Origin of the sequence: Pseudomonas sp. 1928-m (assembly GCF_029269135.1) — a bacterium.
Taxonomy (GTDB): Bacteria; Pseudomonadota; Gammaproteobacteria; order Pseudomonadales; family Pseudomonadaceae; genus Aquipseudomonas.
In genome coordinates this window covers 182319-202712 of the sequence record NZ_JARIXO010000004.1, presented here as the reverse complement: position 1 = coordinate 202712, position 20394 = coordinate 182319, and the positions used below count along the sequence as shown (strand labels likewise).

Here is a 20394-nt window from a genome sequence, read left to right as displayed (position 1 = left end):
GCGCCCGATTGGGCGCTTTTTTGCTTTAGAGCGGCGGCACACCGCTGTGAAAGCGAAACTCAGTGTCCGGCGACTCGATCAGCTCGCGCTCCGCCGCCCTCACCCGCTCGATGGCCTGGTCTACGTCACGCGCCTCGCCGTACTGATAAGCCAGCTTCAGATAGTTCTGAAAATGCCGCGCTTCGCTTTTCAGCAAGCCGAAGTAGAACTTGCCCAGCTCTTCATCCAGATGCGGCACCAGCGCCTCGAATCGCTCGCAGCTGCGCGCCTCGATAAACGCACCGACCACCAGGGTATCCACCAGTTTGTGCGGCTCGTGGGTACGCACCACCTTGCGCAGACCCGAGGCGTAGCGCGCCGCCGATACCGGGCGCAGGCCGATCTTGCGGCGCTTCATGATGCGCAGCACCTGCTCATGGTGCACCAGCTCCTCACGGGCCAGGCGCGACATGGCGTTGAGCAAATCAACATAGGTGCTGTACTTGGCCATCAGGCTCAGGGCCGTGCTGGCAGCCTTGAACTCGCAGTTCTTATGATCAATCAGCAGGGTCTGTTGATCAGCCAGGGCCGCAGTGATCCAGGCATCCGGCGTGCGGCAGCCGAGAAACTCGTGGATTTCCGGCAGGTTCATCGGCGCACACTCAACATCGGGCTATAACCGGAGTGAAGAGTGGCGCAACGCAGCAAATGATCGATTTCGGCTAACAGATACATAAATTCACAAAAATGGGCGGGCTTGAGTGGTGCGGCTGCAGGGCCGCCATTATACGAATGAACACGCGAACAGCCACTCGATTGACGCCGGTCAAGCACCAAGCCAGTGGCAGCGATCTATAGTGATAAACAGTACAACCGACTGCACATGGAGATGATCATGCAAGCTATTCGCAGCATTCTGGTGGTGATGGAGCCCAATCACACGGAAGACCTGGCCCTCAAACGCGCCAAACTGATTGCCGGCGTCACCCAATCGCACCTGCACCTGCTGGTCTGCGACAGGAAAAGTGATCACACCGGCTACCTGCGCGATCTTACCGGCTTGCTCAACAGCGAAGGGTTCAGCACCTCCAGCCAACAGGCCTGGGATGAAAATCAACACCAGACCATCATCAACGTGCAACAGGCCGAAGGCTGCGGCCTGGTGGTCAAGCAGCACTTCCCCGACAACCCACTGAAAAAAGCCCTGCTCACCCCCGATGACTGGAAACTTCTGCGCTACTGCCCGGCGCCGGTGCTGATGGTAAAAACCGAAAAATCCTGGGCGGGCACCGCCATCCTCGCGGCGGTTGATGTAGGTAATGCCGACAGCGAGCACCGCACCCTGCACACCAGTATCGTCAGCCATGGCTTTGATATTGCCGCCCTGGCCAAGGCCGAACTGCATGTGATCAGCGCTCACCCGGCGCCGATGCTTTCGGCTGCCGATCCGACCTTCCAGCTCAAGGAAACCATCGAGGCGCGCTACCGCGAGCAATGCAAGGCCTTCCAGGCTGAATACGAGATCAGCGATGAGCGCCTGCATATCGCCGAAGGCCCGGCCGACGTGCTGATCCCTCAGGCTGCGCACCGGCTCAATGCTGGCGTGACGGTGATCGGCACCGTGGCGCGCACCGGGATTTCTGGCGCACTGATCGGCAATACCGCCGAGGTGATTCTCGACTCGCTGGAAAGCGACATTCTGGTACTCAAGCCGGATGACATCATCGCCCATCTGGAAGAACTGGTCGCCCAGCGCTAACCCGACTGCCGCGCAACAAAAAGCCGCCTGGATAGGCGGCTTTTCATTTGCAAGATGGCTTCAGACTCTTATCTCAAGCCCTTCAAGCAGAAAGCGCGGCGCGATATAGCGCTCGTAGTGCGCTTCGGACAGCAGAAAGAATTCGCGATCAATCGCATCGCGCAATTCCGGCAGGCCCCAGTCGCGAAACTCCGGCAACAGCACCATGCCATAGGCATTCAGCTGACTGATCACCCGCGCGCCACGGGCAATCAGCTGATAGGCCCAGCAATACGGCGATTGCTGCGGCACAAAGCGGATCTTGCGCTGTTCCAGCTGCATGCGCAGGCGATCGGCATCGAAAACTTCCAACTTAGCGGCCATCACCTGCACCAACAGCACCTCCAGGCGCAGCCATACGGCGCGTTTTTCCTCGTCGTTATAGCCGTTCCAGTTGATCACCTCATGGTGGAAGCGCTTGCAGCCACGGCAGACCAAATCGCCGTAAACCGTGGAGCACAGGCCGACACAAGGGGTTTTGATACGTTGGTTGGACATAACGAAAGGCATGGGTACTGGCGGACAGGCTGGCATCTTAGCCCTTTGTCTAAGGCAGATCACCCCTATATAAGCGGGGCCTTTGGCTTAACTTATTCAAAGCTTTCCAGTAGAATCGGCCGGCCTTTTAGAGGCAGCAACGTCCGTTGGAAGCTGTTTTCAAAGCGTCACGAGCACAGTCAATCCTGCAGGTTCGATGTTGGTGCCGACCCTTGAGCCACCCTTCAAGTGTCTGCACCAGCCCTCATCCAGCCCGTCCTGCCGGCGTAAAACTTTGAAAACAGCTTCTGCAAGAAAGCAGCGCAACCTCGGCTGAGCGGCCCATAAAGCCACGAAGCGCCTGGTTTGTTGCTTTCTGGATCGCGTCCCGGACAACCCTTTGGGACCACTGATGAGGGTAATAACTGTGCTTGAAGCCTATCGCAAACATGTAGCAGAGCGTGCCGCTCAGGGTATCGTGCCCCAGCCGCTGAACGCCGAACAAACCGCAGGCCTGATCGAGCTGCTGAAAAACCCGCCAGCCGGCGAAGAAGCTTTTCTGCTCGACCTGATCACCAACCGCGTGCCGCCAGGCGTCGACGAAGCCGCCTACGTTAAGGCCGGTTTCCTCTCTGCCCTTGCCAAAGGCGAAGTCACTTCCCCACTGATCAGCAAGCAACACGCTGTTGAACTGCTCGGCACCATGCAGGGCGGCTACAACATTGCCACCCTGGTTGAGCTGCTCGACGACAGCGAACTGGCTGCCGTGACTGCCGAGCAACTGAAGCACACCCTGCTGATGTTCGACGCTTTCCACGACGTCGCTGAAAAAGCTAAGAACGGCAACGTTCACGCCAAAGGCGTACTGCAATCCTGGGCTGACGGCGAGTGGTTCAAGAACCGCCCGACTCTGGCCGACAAGATCAGCCTGCGCGTGTTCAAGGTCACCGGCGAAACCAACACCGACGACCTGTCCCCGGCTCCAGACGCCTGGTCGCGTCCGGATATCCCGCTGCACGCCCTGGCCATGTTGAAAATGGCCCGTGACGGCATCGTGCCGGACGAGCAAGGCGTAACCGGCCCGATGAAGCAGATCGAAGCCATGCGCGGCCAAGGCTTCCCAATCGCTTACGTCGGTGACGTAGTCGGTACCGGTTCCTCGCGTAAATCCGCCACCAACTCGGTGCTGTGGTTCTTCGGCGACGACATCCCTAACGTGCCGAACAAGCGCGCTGGTGGTTTCTGCTTCGGCAGCAAGATTGCTCCGATCTTCTACAACACCATGGAAGATGCCGGCGCTCTGCCAATCGAATTCGACGTTTCCAACATGCACATGGGCGACGTGATCGACCTGTACCCGCATGCTGGCAAAGTCTGCAAGCACGGCACCGACGAAGTACTGACCACCTTCGAAATGAAGACCCCAGTACTGCTCGACGAAGTCCGCGCTGGCGGCCGTATTCCGCTGATCATCGGTCGCGGTCTGACCGAGAAAGCGCGCGCCGAACTGGGCCTGGGCCCAACCGACCTGTTCAAGCTGCCTGAGCCACCTGCTGCCAGCACCAAGGGTTTCACCCTGGCGCAGAAGATGGTCGGCAAGGCGTGCGGCCTGCCAGAAGGCAAAGGCGTGCGTCCAGGCACCTACTGCGAACCGAAGATGACCACCGTCGGCTCCCAGGACACCACTGGCCCGATGACCCGCGACGAGCTGAAAGACCTGGCTTGCCTGGGCTTCTCCGCTGACCTGGTGATGCAGTCGTTCTGCCACACCGCGGCTTATCCGAAGCCAATCGACGTCACCACCCACCACACCCTGCCGGATTTCATCCGCACCCGTGGCGGCGTGTCCCTGCGTCCTGGCGACGGCATCATCCACAGCTGGCTGAACCGCATGCTGCTGCCGGATACCGTCGGCACCGGTGGCGACTCGCACACCCGTTTCCCAATCGGCATTTCCTTCCCGGCCGGTTCTGGCCTGGTTGCCTTCGCCGCTGCCACTGGCGTAATGCCGCTGGATATGCCGGAGTCGGTACTGGTGCGCTTCAAGGGCAAACTGCAACCGGGCATCACCCTGCGTGACCTGGTGCATGCCATCCCTTACGTGGCCATCCAGAAAGGCCTGCTGACCGTCGAGAAGAAAGGCAAGAAGAACATCTTCTCCGGCCGCATCCTCGAGATCGAAGGGCTGGACGAGCTGACCGTTGAGCAGGCTTTCGAGCTGTCCGACGCCTCGGCCGAGCGTTCCGCCGCTGGTTGCACCATCAAGCTGCCGGAAAAGGCCATCGCCGAGTACCTGCGTTCGAACATCACCCTGCTGCGCTGGATGATCAGCGAAGGCTACGGCGATGCCCGCACCATGGAACGTCGCGCTCAAGCGATGGAAGCCTGGCTGGCCGATCCGAAGCTGATGGAAGCCGACAAGGACGCCGAGTACGCCGAAATCATCGAAATCGACCTGGCCGAGATCAACGAGCCGGTTCTCTGCGCACCGAACGATCCAGACGACGCTCGTCTGCTGTCCAGCGTTCAGGGCGAGAAGATCGACGAAGTGTTTATCGGTTCGTGCATGACCAACATCGGTCACTTCCGCGCGGCTGGTAAGTTGCTGGAAAAAGTCGAAGGCACCCTGCCGACTCGTCTGTGGCTGTCGCCGCCGACCAAGATGGACCAGCATCAACTGACCGAAGAAGGCTACTACGGCATCTACGGCAAAGCCGGCGCGCGCATGGAAATGCCGGGCTGCTCGCTGTGCATGGGTAACCAGGCACGCGTTGAGGCGAACTCCACCGTGGTGTCGACCTCCACCCGTAACTTCCCCAACCGTCTGGGCGATGGTGCCAACGTCTACCTGGCCTCGGCCGAGCTGGCGGCTGTTGCGGCCATCACCGGCAAGCTGCCGACTGTTGAGGAATACATGGTCTACGCGAAGAAAATCGACACCATGGCAGCGGACGTTTACCGCTACCTGAGTTTCGACCAGATCGCCGAGTTCCGTGAAGCTGCTGCAAACGCCCAGATCCCTGCTGTTCAGGTCTAAGCGTTACCCGCAACAAGAAAGCCCCGCCTAGTGCGGGGCTTTTTCTTTTCCGTCGTACTAGCTCGCAGACAGATGGCATATACCTTGCTCTGGCTTAAGCCATCAGGCCTTTCCAACGGCGGAAATGGCTGAAATAGACAATGGTGTCGTTCTGATCGCAGACTGAAGTCGGCGTTTGGTACGGCACCTTTTTGTGTGGGCACAGGAAACGCACCATGAATGAGCACGACATCAGCCGCAGCGATACGCCGGAAAAACCGGTACTGAATATCGGCTTTATGGCCCTCACAGACGCTGCATCGGTCATCGTGGCCGCCACCCAGGGCTTCGCTGAGAAGCATGGACTGACCCTCAACCTGCAGCGCCAGGCCTCCTGGGCCACCTTGCGCGACAAACTGCTGAGCGGTGAGCTGGACGCCGCCCATAGCCTCTACGGGCTGATTTATGGCGTGCAGCTCGGCCTGGGCGGTGCGCCAGCCACCGATATGGCGGTGCTGATGGGCCTGAACCAGAACGGCCAGAGCATCAACCTGTCGCCCGCCTTGCAAGCCGCAGGCGTGAGCACTGGCAGCGCATTGGCGCAGCGTGCGCACCAGTCTGGCGCAAAACTGACTTTCGCCCAGACCTTCCCCACCGGCACCCACGCCATGTGGCTGAATTACTGGCTGGCCAGCCAGGGCATTCACCCGCTGAGCGATGTCGACAGCGTTGTAGTGCCACCACCGCAGATGCTCGCCCACCTCAAGGCCCGGCGTATCGACGGCTTCTGCGTCGGCGAGCCCTGGAGCGCCCAGGCAGTGGATGAACAGATGGGCTGCACCCTGACCACCAGCCAGGCGATCTGGCCCGATCACCCGGAGAAAGTCCTGGGCTGCACCCGTGAATTTGCCGAACAGCACCCCAACAGCGCTCGCGCTTTGATCATGGCGGTGCTGGAGGCCAGCCGGTTTATCGATGAGAGCGAAGAAAACCAGCGCAGCACCGCGCAACTGCTCAGCGGCAGCGAGTATGTCGACGCGCCGCTGTCGGCCATCCAGCCGCGCTTTCTCGGCCAGTATCAGGACGGCCTCGGCCACGCGTGGCAGGACGCCCATCCGCTGCGGTTTCACGCGGGCGGCGCGGTCAACCAGCCCTACCTATCCGACGGCATGTGGTTTATGACCCAGTTCCGCCGCTGGGGCCTGCTGCGCGAAGACCCAGACTACCTGGCTATTGCCCGCCAGGTGCAGCAACTCGACCTCTACCGTCAGGCCGCCTTGGCCCTCGGCATCGCCGTACCCAGCGAGATGCGCAGCAGCCAGTTGCTTGATGGACAGATCTGGGATGGCAGCGACCCGGCCGGTTACGCGCGCAGTTTTTCCCTGCATGCCCTGGCCGATGCGCCCCTCAGCGCCCAACAGGAGAGCCGCTAACATGCTGCGCATCCTGCTGATCAACGACACCGCAAAGAAGGTCGGCCGCCTGAAAACCGCCCTGACCGAGGCCGGTTTCGAGGTAATCGACGAATCCGGATTGACCATCGACTTGCCGGAGCGGGTCGAGGCGGTACGCCCCGATGTAATCCTGATCGACACCGAATCGCCGAGCCGCGACGTGATGGAACAGGTGGTGCTGGTCAGCCGCGATCAGCCGCGGCCGATTGTCATGTTCACCGACGAGCACGACCCCGGCGTGATGCGTCAGGCGATTCAGAGCGGCGTCAGTGCCTATATCGTCGAAGGCATTCACGCCCAGCGCCTGCAGCCGATTCTCGACGTGGCCATGGCCCGCTTCGAGAGCGACCAGGCCCTGCGTGCACAACTGCAGGCACGCGATGCCCAGCTGGCCGAGCGCAAGCGCATCGAATTGGCCAAGGGCCTGCTGATGAAGATGAAAAGCTGCGACGAGGAACAGGCCTACACCCTGATGCGTCGTCAGGCCATGAGCCGTCAGCAGAAGCTCGCGCAGGTGGCCGAACAGATCATCGCCATGCACGACATGCTCGGCGGCTAACCACCGCGCCTGTAGCCCGGATGCAATCCGGGGATTGCGCCCCCGGATTGCATCCGGGCTACGACCTACCAACCTACGGCTGTACTGCCGAGTTTCACGGCAACTGCTCTAGACAGGACCACTGCGCCCCGCTTATCTTCGCCGCCTGGCCAGCGCACTGGCCAACGTCGCTCGGACGGTTCCGGGCGCTTACGTATCCGAGGAAAGCATGGCTGACCAAGCTTCGCGCCGCTTTGCGCGCATTGATCGACTCCCCCCCTACGTTTTCAATATCACCGCCGAGCTGAAGATGGCCGCGCGTCGCCGTGGCGAAGACATTATCGACTTCAGTATGGGCAACCCGGATGGCCCCACCCCGCCGCATATCGTCGAGAAGCTGGTGCAGGTCGCCCAGCGTGAAGACACCCACGGCTACTCCACCTCACGCGGCATTCCGCGCCTGCGCCGCGCCATTTCGCGCTGGTACAAGGACCGCTACGAGGTCGAGATTGATCCGGAAAGCGAAGCCATCGTCACCATCGGCTCCAAGGAAGGTCTGGCGCACTTGATGCTGGCCACCCTGGACCATGGCGACACCGTACTGGTGCCCAACCCCAGCTACCCGATTCATATCTACGGCGCGGTGATCGCCGGCGCCCAAGTGCGTTCGGTGCCGCTGATTCCCGGCGTGGACTTTTTCGCCGAGCTGGAGCGGGCAATTCGCGAGTCGATCCCCAAGCCGAAAATGATGATCCTCGGCTTCCCCTCCAACCCCACCGCGCAGTGCGTGGAGCTGGACTTCTTCGAGCGCGTGGTGGCCCTGGCCAAGCAATACGATGTGCTGGTGATTCACGACCTGGCCTACGCCGATATCGTCTATGACGGCTGGAAAGCCCCGTCGATCATGCAGGTGCCCGGCGCCAAGGATATCGCGGTGGAGTTCTTCACCCTGTCCAAGAGTTACAACATGGCCGGCTGGCGAATCGGCTTTATGGTCGGCAACAAAGAGCTGGTCAGCGCCCTGGCACGGATCAAGAGCTACCACGACTACGGCACCTTTACCCCTCTGCAGGTGGCGGCGATTGCCGCGCTGGAAGGTGATCAGCAATGCGTGCGCGATATCGCCGAGCAATACCGCCAACGCCGCAATCTGCTGGTTAAAGGCCTGCACGAGCTGGGCTGGATGGTCGAAAACCCGAAAGCCTCGATGTATGTCTGGGCGAAGATTCCCGAGCAGTACGCCGCACTCGGCTCGTTGGAATTCGCCAAGAAGCTGCTGCTGGAGGCCAAGGTCTGCGTCTCCCCGGGCATTGGCTTCGGCGACTACGGCGATGACCATGTGCGCTTTGCCCTGATCGAAAACCAGGATCGCACCCGTCAGGCGATTCGCGGGATCAAAACGATGTTCCGCGCCGATGGCCTGTTACCCGGCAAGAAGGCCAAGGCCGACGAGTAAACAAACAGAGGGCACCTTAGGGTGCCCTCTTTAGTTTCAGCCGGAGTAATCCAACACCGTCCAAACCCGGGTAAGACCATCAGCAATTACGCAGCCGCTCTGCCCCAGTTGATTATTGCTGTGCAGCGACATCAGGTTGGTCATGCCATCCGCCGCATCCGAGCGCTCGCTCAGCCACTGCACACGGCCGCAATTGGCCGTTTCGATCACATAACTGGCTGCCACGGCAGAATCCTCGCTCGGCAATCTGATCACATCCACCACCGTGCCTTGCTCTTCCACGCGTTTGCCGTCAGATACCAGCACCGCCCAAGCCTGCCCGTTCTCGATCACCAGGTAGGTGCCATTGACCCTCGGTTGATCAAGCTGCGGTTGCGCACAACCGGCCATAAGACCCAACAGCACAATTGTCATCAGCATCTGTTGCATTGTTAGTGACTCCTCTGCAGTGCCTGTGGCCATTGGCTTTGCGGGCAGATGGCGCGAGTGATCGAGTAGGTGCCGGTTAGGGCCTTGGGCTTACTATTATCGAATACTGTTTATTTGTACAGTATTTTTCGATTACCCTTGGTCATGCCATCCAGCCAACCGTTCAGCCCGGCTAACGGGCCCATACAAGGCGTTAACAGGAGTACCCAGATGCTCGACGTACTGCAGCTGAAACACAGCGTAAACCGCATGCACCTGGACAAAGTCCGGGCCACCGTCAATGAATTGCAGCTTGAAGGCATCGTTACCGAGGGCAAGACGCCGTTTTCCCGGGTGCACTTCAACACCTGTTTTGCCGAGATCGAAGCTTTGCTGCAGCGCGCCGGCTATCACCGTCAGCTGGATGTGGTCGGCTATCAGGGCCTGGCCTATGCCATGTTCGACCCCTCACGCTGGGAGGCGGTGGAGGTGCTGCGCTGGCTCAAGGAGTTTGTCGAGGAAGCCCAGGGCAAAACGCTGTCGCGCTAGGCCACTGACACGCATCAACACCTGGACTCGCCCAGCACCAAGGCGAAGCAAAAGCGCTCAACCGCAGTTCGGCCATGCACAGCATTGGCTCAATAAGCTGGCTGAGAGCGCTGCTGATCTGCGGCATGGCGCACTGCTACGGCAAGAAAACTCTGCTCTAGCCAACATTCAATACTGCGCTTAAGCCTATGATTTATAGCGCTTAAGCCTGCCAACCTAAGGCTCGTTCGAGCCGTCTTCAGCGCGCCACGACAGCGGCTAACTGTGGTGCTGCAGCAAAACTGGCAAGCCCCTTGCAATTGCCCTCACAAGATTCCTGCGCAGCCCACCAATGGCGGTGAGCCGCGGATCACGGACAACGGCGTCCGTCAGGCCCCCTCCTCGAGGTGGCCTGGCGTACGCCGTTTTTTGTTTCAGCCGGTTTATCGGCCAGAAAGGACAGACCTATGACTGATCGTGATTCGAAGCACCCAAGCCTGCACAGCCGCCGTAATTTCCTGAAAACCTCGATTGCCGTAGCCGGCACCGTCGGCGGTGTCGCCGCCCTTGGCCTTAGCGCGCCCGCCTCGCTGCGTAGCGTGGCTTGGGCCGCCGGTTCCGATGCGCCAGAAAAGGCGGCGCTGAAAGTCGGCTTTATTCCGTTGACCGACTGCGCATCGGTAGTAGTCGCCGCTACTCAGGGCTTTGGCGAGAAATACGGCCTGACCATCACCCCAAGCAAGGAAGCCTCCTGGGCCGGTGTGCGCGACAAGCTGAATACCGGCGAGCTGGATGCCGCCCACGTGCTGTACGGCATGATGTACGGCGCACAACTGGGTATCGCCGGGCCGCAGAAGGATATGGCCGTGCTGATGGGCCTGAACCAGAACGGCCAGGCCATCACCCTCTCCAAACAGCTCAAGGAAGCGGGCGTCACCAACGGCGCACAACTGGCCGAGCATGTGAAAAAAGGCGGCAACCCGCTGACCTTCGCCCAGACCTTCCCCACCGGCACCCACGCCATGTGGCTGTATTACTGGCTGGCGAGCCTGGGCATCAACCCGATGAGCGATGTAAAAACCATCGTCGTGCCGCCACCACAGATGGTCGCCAATATGCGTGTCGGCAATATGGACGGTTTCTGCGTCGGCGAGCCTTGGGGCGCGCGGGCGATTGCCGACAAAATTGGCTTCACCGCCGTCACTACCCAGCAGATCTGGCCGGATCACCCGGAAAAGGTCCTCGGCACCACCCGCGCCTTTATCGAGCAATACCCCAACGCGGCACGTGCGCTGATCATGGCGGTGCTGGAAGCCAGTCAGTTTATCGAGGCCAGCGAGGAAAACCGCAAGAGCACGGCCAAGCTGATTTCCGGCAAGGCTTACGTCAATGCGCCGGTCAAGGTGATCGAGCCGCGCTTCCTCAGCCACTACGAGGACGGCCTGGGCAACAGCTGGAAAGATGACCACGCCATGGCCTTCTGCAAGGACGGCACAGTGAACTTTCCGTATCACTCCGACGGCATGTGGTTTATGACCCAGTTCAAACGCTGGGGCCTGATCAAGGAAGACCCGAACTACGCCGCCGTCGCCGCCGGGGTCAATCAGGTGGCGCTGTTCAAGGAAGCCGCCAGTGCGCTGAACATCCCTGTGCCGGCCAGCTCGCTGCGCAGCAGCACGCTGATCGACGGCAACGTGTGGAATGGCTCCGACCCGGCGGCCTACGCCAACTCCTTTGCGATTAAAGCCTGATTGGGAGGTTCGTGATGAACGCACCACTGAAAACCCCATTGCCGTTAGCTGCGCCGATCAGCAAAGCGCCACGCCTGGTTCTGCCAGGCGTGGCGGCGCTGACCAGCCTGCTCAAGGCGGTTGTGCCGCCATTGCTCGGCATCCTGCTGTTTATCGGCGTGTGGGCGCTGATTGCGACCAAGAGCGAGGGCCTGCCTGGCCCGGTCAGTACCTGGGCTGCAGCGCTGGAGCTGTTTGCCAACCCCTTCTATGACAACGGCCCGAATGACATGGGCATCGGCTGGAACATCCTGCATTCGCTAGGCCGCGTCGGTATCGGCTTTGGCTTGGCGGCGCTGGTGGGCATTCCACTGGGCTTTGCCATCGGCCGCTTTGCCTTTCTCGCCGGCATGCTCTCGCCGATCATCAGCCTGCTGCGTCCAGTGTCGCCGCTGGCCTGGCTACCGATTGGTCTGCTGGTGTTCGAAGCAGCAGGCCCTGCCTCGATCTGGGTGATTTTTATCAGCTCGATCTGGCCGATCATCCTCAACACCGCTGCTGGCGTGGCCAGCGTGCCGCAGGATTACCTGAACGTGGCGCGGGTGCTCAAGCTGTCGGAGTTCAAAGTACTTACGCGCATTCTGTTTCCTGCCGTATTGCCGCACCTGATGACCGGCATCCGCCTGGCCATTGGTGTGGCCTGGCTGGTGATCGTCGCCGCCGAGATGCTCACCGGCGGCACCGGCCTGGGTTTCTGGGTGTGGGATGAGTGGAACAACCTCAACGTCGAACACATCCTGATCGCCATCATCATCGTCGGCCTGGTCGGCCTGGCCCTTGAGCAACTGCTGTTGCTGCTGGCCAAGCGTTTCGACTACGCCAGTTAAAGCAGGCCAGCTGATTACGCCCGTTTAAGGAGCCGCAACATGGATAAATTCGTGGAGCTGACCCAGGTCGGCAAGCATTTCGACACCAAGAAAGGCCGCTTTCAGGCCCTCACCGACGTCAACCTGAGCATTGCCAAGGGTGAGTTCGTCACCCTGATCGGCCATTCGGGTTGCGGTAAATCCACCGTACTCAACCTGATCGCCGGCCTGCTGGAGGCCAGCGAAGGCGGCCTGATCTGCAATGGCCGCGAGATCGACGGCCCTGGCCCGGAGCGCGGCGTGGTGTTCCAGAACCACAGCCTGCTGCCCTGGATGACCTGCTACGGCAACGTCTACCTGGCGGTGGAAAAGGTCTTCGCCGGCAAGGAAAGCAAGGCCCAGCTCAAGGAGCGCACCGAAGCGGCGCTGGCCATGGTTGGCCTGAGCCACGCCACCTACAAGCATCCCAATGAAATCTCTGGCGGCATGAAGCAGCGCGTCGGCATCGCCCGCGCCCTGGCCATGCAGCCCAAAGTGCTGCTGATGGACGAGCCCTTCGGCGCGCTGGATGCCCTGWCCCGCGCGCACCTGCAGGACGAGTTGCTGCGCATCGTCGGCGAAACCCACAGCACGGTGGTGATGGTGACCCACGATGTCGATGAAGCGGTGCTGCTGTCAGACCGCATCGTGATGATGACCAACGGCCCGGCGGCGACCGTGGGCGATATCGTCAAGGTCGAGCTGGCGCGTCCACGGGATCGCCTGGCCCTGGCCAATGACCCGCAGTACCACGCCTACCGCACTGCCGTGTTGGAGTTTCTCTACCAGCGTCAGCAACGCCCGGCTGCATAAGGCACGGTTTTGCCCGTCGCGTTCGCCGCTCTGGCCGGACGCGACGGGTAAAGGTGCTTAGCCGCCGATCAGGCTGATTGAACTTCGCCCAGCGATATTCAACGAACAGGAGCCAGCACCTCTTCTCTAAGGATCACCTGTGCTCGACCTCACCACCTGGAATCTCTCCGTGCCCAGCGCGCCCGCGCCCAGCACCATCAGCACCGCCCGCCTGAACAACGGTTACAACAGTCAGTATTTCCGCCGCAACGCCGACGACAGCGTGACCTTCTGGGTGCCGGTCAACGGCTCGCGCACCGCCGACGCCCGCTACCCACGCAGCGAACTGCGCGAGACCCAAGCCGATGGCAGCCTGAGCAACTGGTATCACGCCAGCGCCGACAACTACCTGAGCGCGGTATTGACGGTCAATCAGGTGCCGAGCCAGAACAAGATCGTGATCGCCCAGGTACACAGCAAGGACGAGCCCGGCAGCAACAACGACCCCCTGCTGAAATTGCAGTACCACTATCTGCGCGGCGTCGGCCGCCTCGAACTGCTGCTGCGCAAGCGCCCGGGCGACAGCGGCGTACAAAACATTCTGCTGGCGGAGAATATCCAGCTTAATCAGCGCTTCAGCTACGAGCTGCGCATCACCCCAAGTGGCAAGCTCGGCGTCAAAGTCACCAGCAGCCATGGTGATAATGGTTCGTTTTACCAGCAACTGAGCGGATACTGGAGCACGCAACTGCTCTACTTCAAAGCCGGCGCCTACGTTCAGGACAACTACGGCCCCAGCACCGAAGGTGCGCGGGTGACCTTCTACTGGCTTAACAGCCTGCACCGTTAAAACACATCTCTAGGTTAAGCCTCGCTTAAGCCAGCAGCATTAGGCTGCAAGGCTTCGTGCATCTCTAATAAGGAACTGTCTATGCCCCCCTTTGCGCCCGCGCGCCGCGTTGATGCGTTGTATTGGCTGTTTACCTGGCTGGCCGTAGCCATTCACCTCGGCCAGCTTTTCGAACCGGCCGAATCACTGGGCATGGGGGTGTATCAGGGTGCGCTGATCAGCAGCTACGCCTTATTGTTTATCAGCCCGTTCTGGCTACTATGCCGGCTCTGCGGGCGCTGGCTGGGGGCGGCGCGCATCGTTTTGCTGATCGCTCTGGCCAGTGCGCTACAACTGCTGATCTACGCCGACATGCTGCTGTGGAAGCTCTATGGCTTTCACCTCAACGGTTTTGTCTGGAACATTCTCACCACCCCCGGCGGAATTGCCGCACTGGGCTCATCGGAATCCAGCGAGCGCGGCTTTGCCTTGATTGCCCTCGCCACAGTGGCCGGCCAAGGCGCGCTCTATCTGCTGGCCGCAGGTCTGCTGCGCAAGGCACGCGGCGTGCCGGTACCGCGCCTGCTGTGGGTGCTGCCGCTGTTTATCCTGCTGGCCGTAGGTGAGCGAACCAGCTATGCGCTCAGCCATTTCTATGGCTACAGCCCACTGCTGGAAACCGCCCAGCGCATGCCGTTTTATCAGCCCCTGACCATGCGCGGCTTCCTCGAAAAGCGCCTGGGCCTGGAGCGCCCGCAGCGTATGGAAGTGGAAAATGTCGCGTTGAAAGGCCAGCTGGCCTACCCGCAAGCGCCCTTGCGTATTGAACCGCCGGCCAAGCCATTGAACGTGGTCTGGTTGGTGGCCGAGTCCTGGCGTGCGGATAGCCTCAACCCGCGGGTAATGCCGCAGACCAGCGCATTCGCCGAGCGCGCGCAACGTTTCGACAATCACTTTTCCGGCGGCAACGGCACACGCATCGGCATGTTCAGCCAGTTCTACGGGCTGCCGGCCAACCTCTGGTTCCCGGTGCTGGACGCACGGGTGGGCAGTCCGCTGATCGATGTGCTGCAACAGCAGCAGTACCAGATGAAGCTGTTTACCAGTGCCAAATTCAGCTACCCGGAGTTCGACAAAACCCTGTTCGTCAAAGTCCCCGCAGAGCAGATGCAGGCCTTTGACCAGGGCCACAGCTGGCAGCGTGACCGCAAGAATGTCGATGACCTGCTGCAGTTCATTGACCAGCGCGCGCCGGCCAAGCCCTTTATGACCTTTATGTTTTTCGAGTCGCCCCACGCCAACTACGAATTCCCACCTGAGTCGGTTATCGAGCCGGACTACCTGCCGGACTTCAGCTACGCCAGCATGGATCTTGAGCGAGACATCCAGGGCATCTACAAGCGCTACCTCAACTCGGTGCACCACCTCGACAGCCAGATAGCGCGCATCACTGAGCATCTGCAGGCCAAGGGACTGCTCGACAACACGCTGATCGTGATCACCGGCGACCACGGTGAAGAATTTATGGAAAAAGGCCGTTGGGGCCACAACTCGACCTTTGTTGATGAGCAGATCAAGGTCCCGCTGGTGCTCTGGGTGCCTGGCCAGGCGGCGCATCGCGAAGTGCTGCCGACCAGCCATGTCGACCTGCTGCCAACCCTGCTGCCGCTGCTTGGGGTGAATAACCCGCCCCGCGACTACAGCATCGGTCAAAGCCTGTTCAAACCCAGCGCCAAGCGCATGCTGATTGCCGGTGACTGGGACCGCCTGGCCTTTATGGACGGCCAGCACAAGGTGGTACTGCCGTTTTCCAGTGGCAGTTTTACCGCGATGCAAACCAGCCACGCCGACGACCGCCCGATAGTCGATGCCTCGCGGCTGTTGCCACTGGCCATGCCGGTGATACGCAGCGAACTGCAAGGCATTCGCCGCTTTCTCGCGCATTAACTAGCGCGGGTGTAGACAGCCATGGATGGCGCCCAACTCTAGTGGGTAAACTGGCAATCTTTCTCGACTGCGATTTTGCCCATGGCCCGCCTGACCCTTGAGTTTCCCGAAGACCAGTTCTGCTACAGCACCCACCTGACCGTGCGGGTGACCGATATCAATGCTGCCAACCACCTGGGCAACGATTCGATGATCTCGATGATTTCCGAGGCGCGGGCGCGTTTTCTGTTTGAGTTCGGCATCGAAGAAACCCAGGAAGACGGCACCGGCATCATCGTCACTGACCTAGCCACCACCTACCGCGCCGAGGCTCACGCCCGCGATCAGTTGCTGTTCGAGGTCGGCGTGATGGACTTCAACACTTACGGCGGCGATATCACCTTCCGCATCACCCGCCCCGCCGATGGCGCGCTGGTGGCCATGGCCAAATCCGGTTTCGTGTTCTTCAACTACAAACTGGGCAAAGTGGTGCAGATGCCGGCGACCTTCAGCGGCAAATTCAGCAAGGTCAACTGGCTCGGTAAGTAACCTGGCCCTAGCGACATAAAGCTGGCAATTGCCTGCTTGATCACGCCTGATCGCGACAATACGTCCAGATCGCAGCTTAATTGCGCAATTATTCGGCTGCTACCGTGACAGCTGGCACATCCTCTGCTACGCCTTAGGCATAACAACAAAAGCAGGGGAATTGCTATGCCGACCACGCGCAGCCATGTCCGCCACGCCGGGCTCTTGAGCAACCTACTCGCTCTGGCCCTCCTCACCCTTCCCTTACCCACCCAGGCTGCAAGCACCGCCGCCGACGCCACATCCAGTGAATCACGCTGCAGCGCGCTAACGCGTATCAGCTGACGCACTCGAACCAAGGCCCATCGCGGCCTGCCCTTCCCCAACCTGGTTTGCCAGAACCGGGAACAGTCTCTGCGCCCTATTCAGGGGCAAGCCATTCACTAACGCCTCCTTTTGCAGCACAGCCGCAGCTATCCAACAGCTGAAAGCCCCGTAAAACCGTGGATTACCCGGTTGGCGCAGCTCTTGCTATAGCCCTGTTACAGGTAGCCAATGGCGGCTGCTCAACAAACGACAAAGACGTCGCATAAACCACGCCCCAGGGCGTTCGGCTTATGCGGCGTTTTGCGTTTTATGCCCCAGCGTTTGGGGCTGGCACCTGCCCTGCGATCCAGGACTTGCGCTAGTAACTCTCTCAACCCAGCTGTGGCGGAGGGTCTGTTGATGTTTCGCCGCAATCGCGTCGAAGCGTCAACAGACCCTGTTCCTCAGGGTGGCGTACCACAAGTACACCACCTCCCCGATGGGTTGCGGCCGCCGTGTCCACGACCATGGCGTACCGCACCCCACCGGGACCCTTTTTTGCTGAATGAGGTTTTCGATGAATACAAGTTTCTGGAAATCCGGCCACGCCCCAACCTTGTTCGCCGCGTTTCTGTATTTCGACCTGAGCTTTATGGTCTGGTACGTGCTCGGCCCACTGGCTGTGCAGATCGCCACCGATCTCGACCTGACCGCGCAACAACGCGGCCTGATGGTCGCCACGCCAATTCTCGCCGGCGCCGTGCTGCGTTTGCTGATGGGTTTTCTGGCTGATCGTCTGTCGCCCAAGAGCGCCGGCCTGATTGGCCAGGTAATCGTCATCGTGGCGCTGTTCTGCGCCTGGCAGATCGGCATCAGCAGCTATGAGCATGCCTTGTTACTCGGTCTGTTCCTCGGCTTTGCCGGTGCCGCGTTCGCCGTCGCCCTGCCGCTGGCCTCGCAGTGGTATCCGCCGCAGCATCAGGGCAAGGCCATGGGCATTGCCGGTGCGGGCAACTCCGGCACTGTGCTGGCTGCGCTGTTCGCCCCCGGTCTGGCGGCGCTGTTCGGCTGGCAGAACGTCTTCGGCTGGGCGCTGATCCCACTGCTGGCGACCCTGCTGATCTTCGCCCTGGTGGCCAAAAATGCTCCGGAGCGCGCCAAGCCCAAAGCCCTGGCCGACTACCTGAAAGCCCTGGGTGACCGCGACAGCTGGTGGTTTATGTTTTTCTACAGCGTGACCTTCGGCGGCTTTATCGGCCTGGCCAGCGCCCTGCCCGGTTATTTCAACGACCAGTACGGCCTGAATCCGGTGACCGCCGGCTACTACACCGCCGCCTGTGTCTGTGCCGGCAGCCTGTTGCGCCCCCTCGGCGGCGCCCTGGCCGACCGTATCGGCGGCATCCGCACCTTGCTGATGATGTACACCCTGGCGTCCTTGAGCATTGCAGCAGTGGGTTTCAATCTGGAAAGCTCGACCGCCGCACTGGCCTTGTTCGTCACTGCCATGCTCGGCCTTGGCGCGGGTAACGGCGCAGTGTTCCAACTGGTGCCGCAGCGCTTTCGCAAGGAAATCGGTGTAATGACCGGACTGATCGGCATGGCCGGTGGTATCGGCGGCTTCCTCCTGGCCGCTGGCCTGGGCACCATCAAGCAGCAGACCGGTGATTACCAGCTCGGCTTATGGCTGTTCGCCAGCCTCGGCGTGCTCGCCTGGTTCGGCCTCTATGGAGTCAAGCTGCGCTGGCGCACCACCTGGGGCAGCGCCGCAGTGACCGCAGCCCGCGTGTAACTACACAAACGTAGGGTGGATGGCGCTTTCTCATCCACCATCAAGCAACGGTGGATCGCTAAAGCGCGATCCACCCTACGCCAAACCATTGGAGCACTGAGGCAAAGGCGAGGCTGACTGGCAGCGCTTATTGCACTGGTCAGGAAAGGCGGGAGAAGTCGGCAGCGGCTCTCCTTAGCTGCCTCACCAGCCTCGCCTTTGCCTCAGCGCTTCCTCAGTAACAGACCCAGGAATTTCAGCATGGCCTTGCAACTGACCTTCGGCGAAGCCAGTGCCACCGGCCCACGCAGCGAGAATCAGGATGCCATTCGCGTGGTCACCCCGGTACCGGCGCTGGCGGCCAGCAAGGGTTATCTGTTCGCCCTCGCCGATGGCGTCAGCCAGTGTGCCGATGGCGGTCTGGCGGCGCGCGCCACCTTGCAGGCGCTGGCCCTGGATTACTACTCCACCCCGGAAACCTGGGCAGTCACCCAATCGCTGGACCGCGTACTGGTCGCGCATAACCGCTGGCTGCAAGCCAATGGCGGTGGCCAGCCGTTACTCACCACCCTGAGTGCGCTGATCCTGCGCGGCCGGCGCTTTACCCTGGCGCATGTCGGCGATTGCCGGGCCTACCGCTGGCTGGACGGCACGCTTGAGCGCCTCAGCGAGGACCATGTGTGGGAGCAACCAGGCATGCAGCATGTGCTCAAACGCGCCATGGGCCTGGATCAGCACCTGGTGATGGATTACCTGGATGGCGAGCTGCGCCAGGGCGAATGTTTTGTGCTGGTCAGCGACGGTATCTGGGCCACCCTGGGCGATGCGGGCATTCAGCGCATCCTCCACGATGAGCAGGATCTGCCCGCCGCCAGCCGTGCGCTGGTCAATGCCGCGCACCTGGCAGGCAGCCAGGACAACGCCAGCGCACTGCTGCTGCGCGTTGAGGCATTGCCGCAAAGCGATCTGGCCGACACCCTGGCGCAACTGCAGCACTGGCCACTGCCGGCCAAACTGCGTGAAGGGCAGAATTTTGAAGGCTGGCAGGTCGAGCGACTGCTGGCCGAATCGCGCCAATCGCTGGTGTATCGAGTGCGTGATGCTCAAGCGCGGCGCTGGCTGCTGAAAACCCTGCCGCCCAACCGCAGCGATGAGCCACAAGCCGGCCCCGCGCTGCTGCTCGAAGAGTGGTTTCTGCGCCGCGTGGCCGGACGCTTCTTCGCCGAAGTGCATCCGCTGCCGCAGCGTCAGCATCTGTATTACGTGCAGCGCGAATACGCCGGACAAACCCTGGCCGAACACCTGCGCCTGAGCGGCCCGCTGGGGCTGCCGGAATGGCTGGACATTGCCCCTAGGCTGATCAAAGCCCTGGGTATGCTGCATCGGCGCAATATCCTGCACCGCGATATCAAGCCGGAAAACCTGCTGTGGGGCGATGACGGCGAGCTGCGCGTGCTGGACTTCGGCCTGGCCTACTGTCCCGGCCTGACCCGTGATGAAGCCTGCGAACTGCCCGGCACTCCCAGTTATATTGCCCCGGAAGCCTTTACCGGCGCAGCGCCCAGCCCACAGCAGGACCTCTACAGCGCAGGCGTTGCGCTGTATTTTCTGCTCACGGGGCACTATCCCTACGGCGAAATTGAAGCCTTCCAGCATCCACGCTTCGGTCAACCGACCCCAGCCAGCCGCTACCGGCCAGATTTGCCCAACTGGGTCGACGACAGCCTCAACCGCGCGCTCAGTGCCGAGCCGAAACAGCGCTATGAAACCGCCGAAGAATGGCTGCTAACTTTAGAGCAGGCCGAACGTAAATCCCTTAGCAGCCGGCCACGCCCGTTGCTGGAGCGCGAGCCACTGCTGGTCTGGCGCAGCGTGGCATTGTTTTCCCTGCTGCTGAATCTGCTCCTGCTGATCGGGCTGTTGCGCTAAAGCCAAAGACCACGCACCAATGTGGCG

Annotated in this window: 17 protein-coding genes; 14 read left to right on the top strand and 3 right to left on the bottom strand. The window is 61.0% G+C overall.

What is annotated here, in order from left to right; all coding sequences use genetic code 11:
- Positions 1-25: 25 nt before the first annotated feature.
- Positions 26-631, bottom strand: coding sequence for a tRNA isopentenyl-2-thiomethyl-A-37 hydroxylase MiaE (miaE, locus tag P3C18_RS14740; protein ID WP_275962603.1), 606 nt, complete (start codon positions 629-631; stop codon positions 26-28).
- Positions 632-874: 243 nt separating this feature from the next.
- On the opposite strand from miaE, the gene P3C18_RS14735 reads away from it, so the two are divergent.
- On the top strand, positions 875-1738 hold the full coding sequence (locus tag P3C18_RS14735; protein ID WP_275962602.1) for a universal stress protein: 864 nt from the start codon (positions 875-877) through the stop codon (positions 1736-1738).
- Between the two features lie 60 nt (positions 1739-1798).
- Here P3C18_RS14735 and P3C18_RS14730 read toward each other — a convergent pair whose 3' ends face one another.
- Positions 1799-2275, bottom strand: a complete 477-nt coding sequence (locus P3C18_RS14730) for a DUF1289 domain-containing protein (RefSeq protein WP_275962601.1) — start codon at positions 2273-2275, stop codon at positions 1799-1801.
- Between the two features lie 406 nt (positions 2276-2681).
- Between P3C18_RS14730 and acnB the strand changes: the two genes are divergently transcribed.
- From acnB to alaC, 4 genes are all read left to right on the top strand, one after another.
- Positions 2682-5291 (top strand): bifunctional aconitate hydratase 2/2-methylisocitrate dehydratase, encoded by a 2610-nt coding sequence (acnB, locus tag P3C18_RS14725; protein ID WP_275962722.1) that lies wholly within the window; start codon positions 2682-2684, stop codon positions 5289-5291.
- 215 nt (positions 5292-5506) lie between these two features.
- Positions 5507-6703 (top strand): CmpA/NrtA family ABC transporter substrate-binding protein, encoded by a 1197-nt coding sequence (locus P3C18_RS14720; protein ID WP_275962600.1) that lies wholly within the window; start codon positions 5507-5509, stop codon positions 6701-6703.
- Between the two features lies 1 nt (position 6704).
- Entirely contained in the window at positions 6705-7283 is a 579-nt protein-coding gene (locus tag P3C18_RS14715) for an ANTAR domain-containing response regulator (protein WP_160014173.1), read from the top strand.
- Between the two features lie 208 nt (positions 7284-7491).
- Positions 7492-8718 carry an alanine transaminase gene (gene alaC, locus P3C18_RS14710; protein ID WP_275962599.1) on the top strand — a complete coding sequence of 409 codons (1227 nt, stop codon included), beginning with the start codon at positions 7492-7494 and terminating at the stop codon, positions 8716-8718.
- A 36-nt stretch (positions 8719-8754) separates the two neighbouring features.
- Here alaC and P3C18_RS14705 read toward each other — a convergent pair whose 3' ends face one another.
- Positions 8755-9147, bottom strand: coding sequence for a hypothetical protein (locus P3C18_RS14705; RefSeq protein WP_275962598.1), 393 nt, complete (start codon positions 9145-9147; stop codon positions 8755-8757).
- A gap of 210 nt (positions 9148-9357) precedes the next feature.
- Here P3C18_RS14705 and P3C18_RS14700 point away from each other — a divergent pair, with 210 nt between their 5' ends.
- The 9 genes from P3C18_RS14700 (at position 9358) to P3C18_RS14660 (ending at position 20367) form a co-directional block, all read left to right on the top strand.
- On the top strand, positions 9358-9675 hold the full coding sequence (locus tag P3C18_RS14700; protein ID WP_275962597.1) for a transcriptional regulator: 318 nt from the start codon (positions 9358-9360) through the stop codon (positions 9673-9675).
- 446 nt (positions 9676-10121) lie between these two features.
- Entirely contained in the window at positions 10122-11405 is a 1284-nt protein-coding gene (locus tag P3C18_RS14695) for a CmpA/NrtA family ABC transporter substrate-binding protein (protein WP_275962596.1), read from the top strand.
- Between the two features lie 14 nt (positions 11406-11419).
- Entirely contained in the window at positions 11420-12271 is an 852-nt protein-coding gene (gene ntrB / locus P3C18_RS14690) for a nitrate ABC transporter permease (RefSeq protein ID WP_275962595.1), read from the top strand.
- Between the two features lie 39 nt (positions 12272-12310).
- Positions 12311-13102 carry an ABC transporter ATP-binding protein gene (locus P3C18_RS14685; RefSeq protein WP_275962594.1) on the top strand — a complete coding sequence of 264 codons (792 nt, stop codon included), beginning with the start codon at positions 12311-12313 and terminating at the stop codon, positions 13100-13102.
- Positions 13103-13241: 139 nt separating this feature from the next.
- Positions 13242-13931 carry a polysaccharide lyase family 7 protein gene (locus P3C18_RS14680; protein ID WP_275962593.1) on the top strand — a complete coding sequence of 230 codons (690 nt, stop codon included), beginning with the start codon at positions 13242-13244 and terminating at the stop codon, positions 13929-13931.
- An 81-nt stretch (positions 13932-14012) separates the two neighbouring features.
- Positions 14013-15857 carry a sulfatase-like hydrolase/transferase gene (locus P3C18_RS14675; protein WP_275962592.1) on the top strand — a complete coding sequence of 615 codons (1845 nt, stop codon included), beginning with the start codon at positions 14013-14015 and terminating at the stop codon, positions 15855-15857.
- 81 nt (positions 15858-15938) lie between these two features.
- Entirely contained in the window at positions 15939-16385 is a 447-nt protein-coding gene (locus P3C18_RS14670; protein WP_275962591.1) for a thioesterase family protein, read from the top strand.
- 862 nt (positions 16386-17247) lie between these two features.
- Positions 17248-18459 carry a nitrate/nitrite transporter gene (locus tag P3C18_RS14665; RefSeq protein WP_275962590.1) on the top strand — a complete coding sequence of 404 codons (1212 nt, stop codon included), beginning with the start codon at positions 17248-17250 and terminating at the stop codon, positions 18457-18459.
- 240 nt (positions 18460-18699) lie between these two features.
- Entirely contained in the window at positions 18700-20367 is a 1668-nt protein-coding gene (locus P3C18_RS14660) for a bifunctional protein-serine/threonine kinase/phosphatase (protein WP_275962589.1), read from the top strand.
- Positions 20368-20394 lie beyond the last annotated feature (27 nt).

What these genes read in the sequence shown, in the direction of transcription:
- ntrB (WP_275962595.1), top strand. Translation starts at nt 11,420, where the DNA reads ATGAACGCACCACTGAAAACCCCATTGCCGTTAGCTGCGCCGATCAGC.
- miaE (WP_275962603.1), bottom strand. Translation starts at nt 631, where the DNA reads ATGAACCTGCCGGAAATCCACGAGTTTCTCGGCTGCCGCACGCCGGAT.
- P3C18_RS14675 (WP_275962592.1), top strand. Translation starts at nt 14,013, where the DNA reads ATGCCCCCCTTTGCGCCCGCGCGCCGCGTTGATGCGTTGTATTGGCTG.
- P3C18_RS14700 (WP_275962597.1), top strand. Translation starts at nt 9,358, where the DNA reads ATGCTCGACGTACTGCAGCTGAAACACAGCGTAAACCGCATGCACCTG.
- P3C18_RS14695 (WP_275962596.1), top strand. Translation starts at nt 10,122, where the DNA reads ATGACTGATCGTGATTCGAAGCACCCAAGCCTGCACAGCCGCCGTAAT.
- P3C18_RS14715 (WP_160014173.1), top strand. Translation starts at nt 6,705, where the DNA reads ATGCTGCGCATCCTGCTGATCAACGACACCGCAAAGAAGGTCGGCCGC.
- P3C18_RS14705 (WP_275962598.1), bottom strand. Translation starts at nt 9,147, where the DNA reads ATGCAACAGATGCTGATGACAATTGTGCTGTTGGGTCTTATGGCCGGT.
- alaC (WP_275962599.1), top strand. Translation starts at nt 7,492, where the DNA reads ATGGCTGACCAAGCTTCGCGCCGCTTTGCGCGCATTGATCGACTCCCC.
- P3C18_RS14660 (WP_275962589.1), top strand. Translation starts at nt 18,700, where the DNA reads ATGGCCTTGCAACTGACCTTCGGCGAAGCCAGTGCCACCGGCCCACGC.
- P3C18_RS14735 (WP_275962602.1), top strand. Translation starts at nt 875, where the DNA reads ATGCAAGCTATTCGCAGCATTCTGGTGGTGATGGAGCCCAATCACACG.
- P3C18_RS14665 (WP_275962590.1), top strand. Translation starts at nt 17,248, where the DNA reads ATGAATACAAGTTTCTGGAAATCCGGCCACGCCCCAACCTTGTTCGCC.
- P3C18_RS14730 (WP_275962601.1), bottom strand. Translation starts at nt 2,275, where the DNA reads ATGTCCAACCAACGTATCAAAACCCCTTGTGTCGGCCTGTGCTCCACG.
- P3C18_RS14720 (WP_275962600.1), top strand. Translation starts at nt 5,507, where the DNA reads ATGAATGAGCACGACATCAGCCGCAGCGATACGCCGGAAAAACCGGTA.
- P3C18_RS14670 (WP_275962591.1), top strand. Translation starts at nt 15,939, where the DNA reads ATGGCCCGCCTGACCCTTGAGTTTCCCGAAGACCAGTTCTGCTACAGC.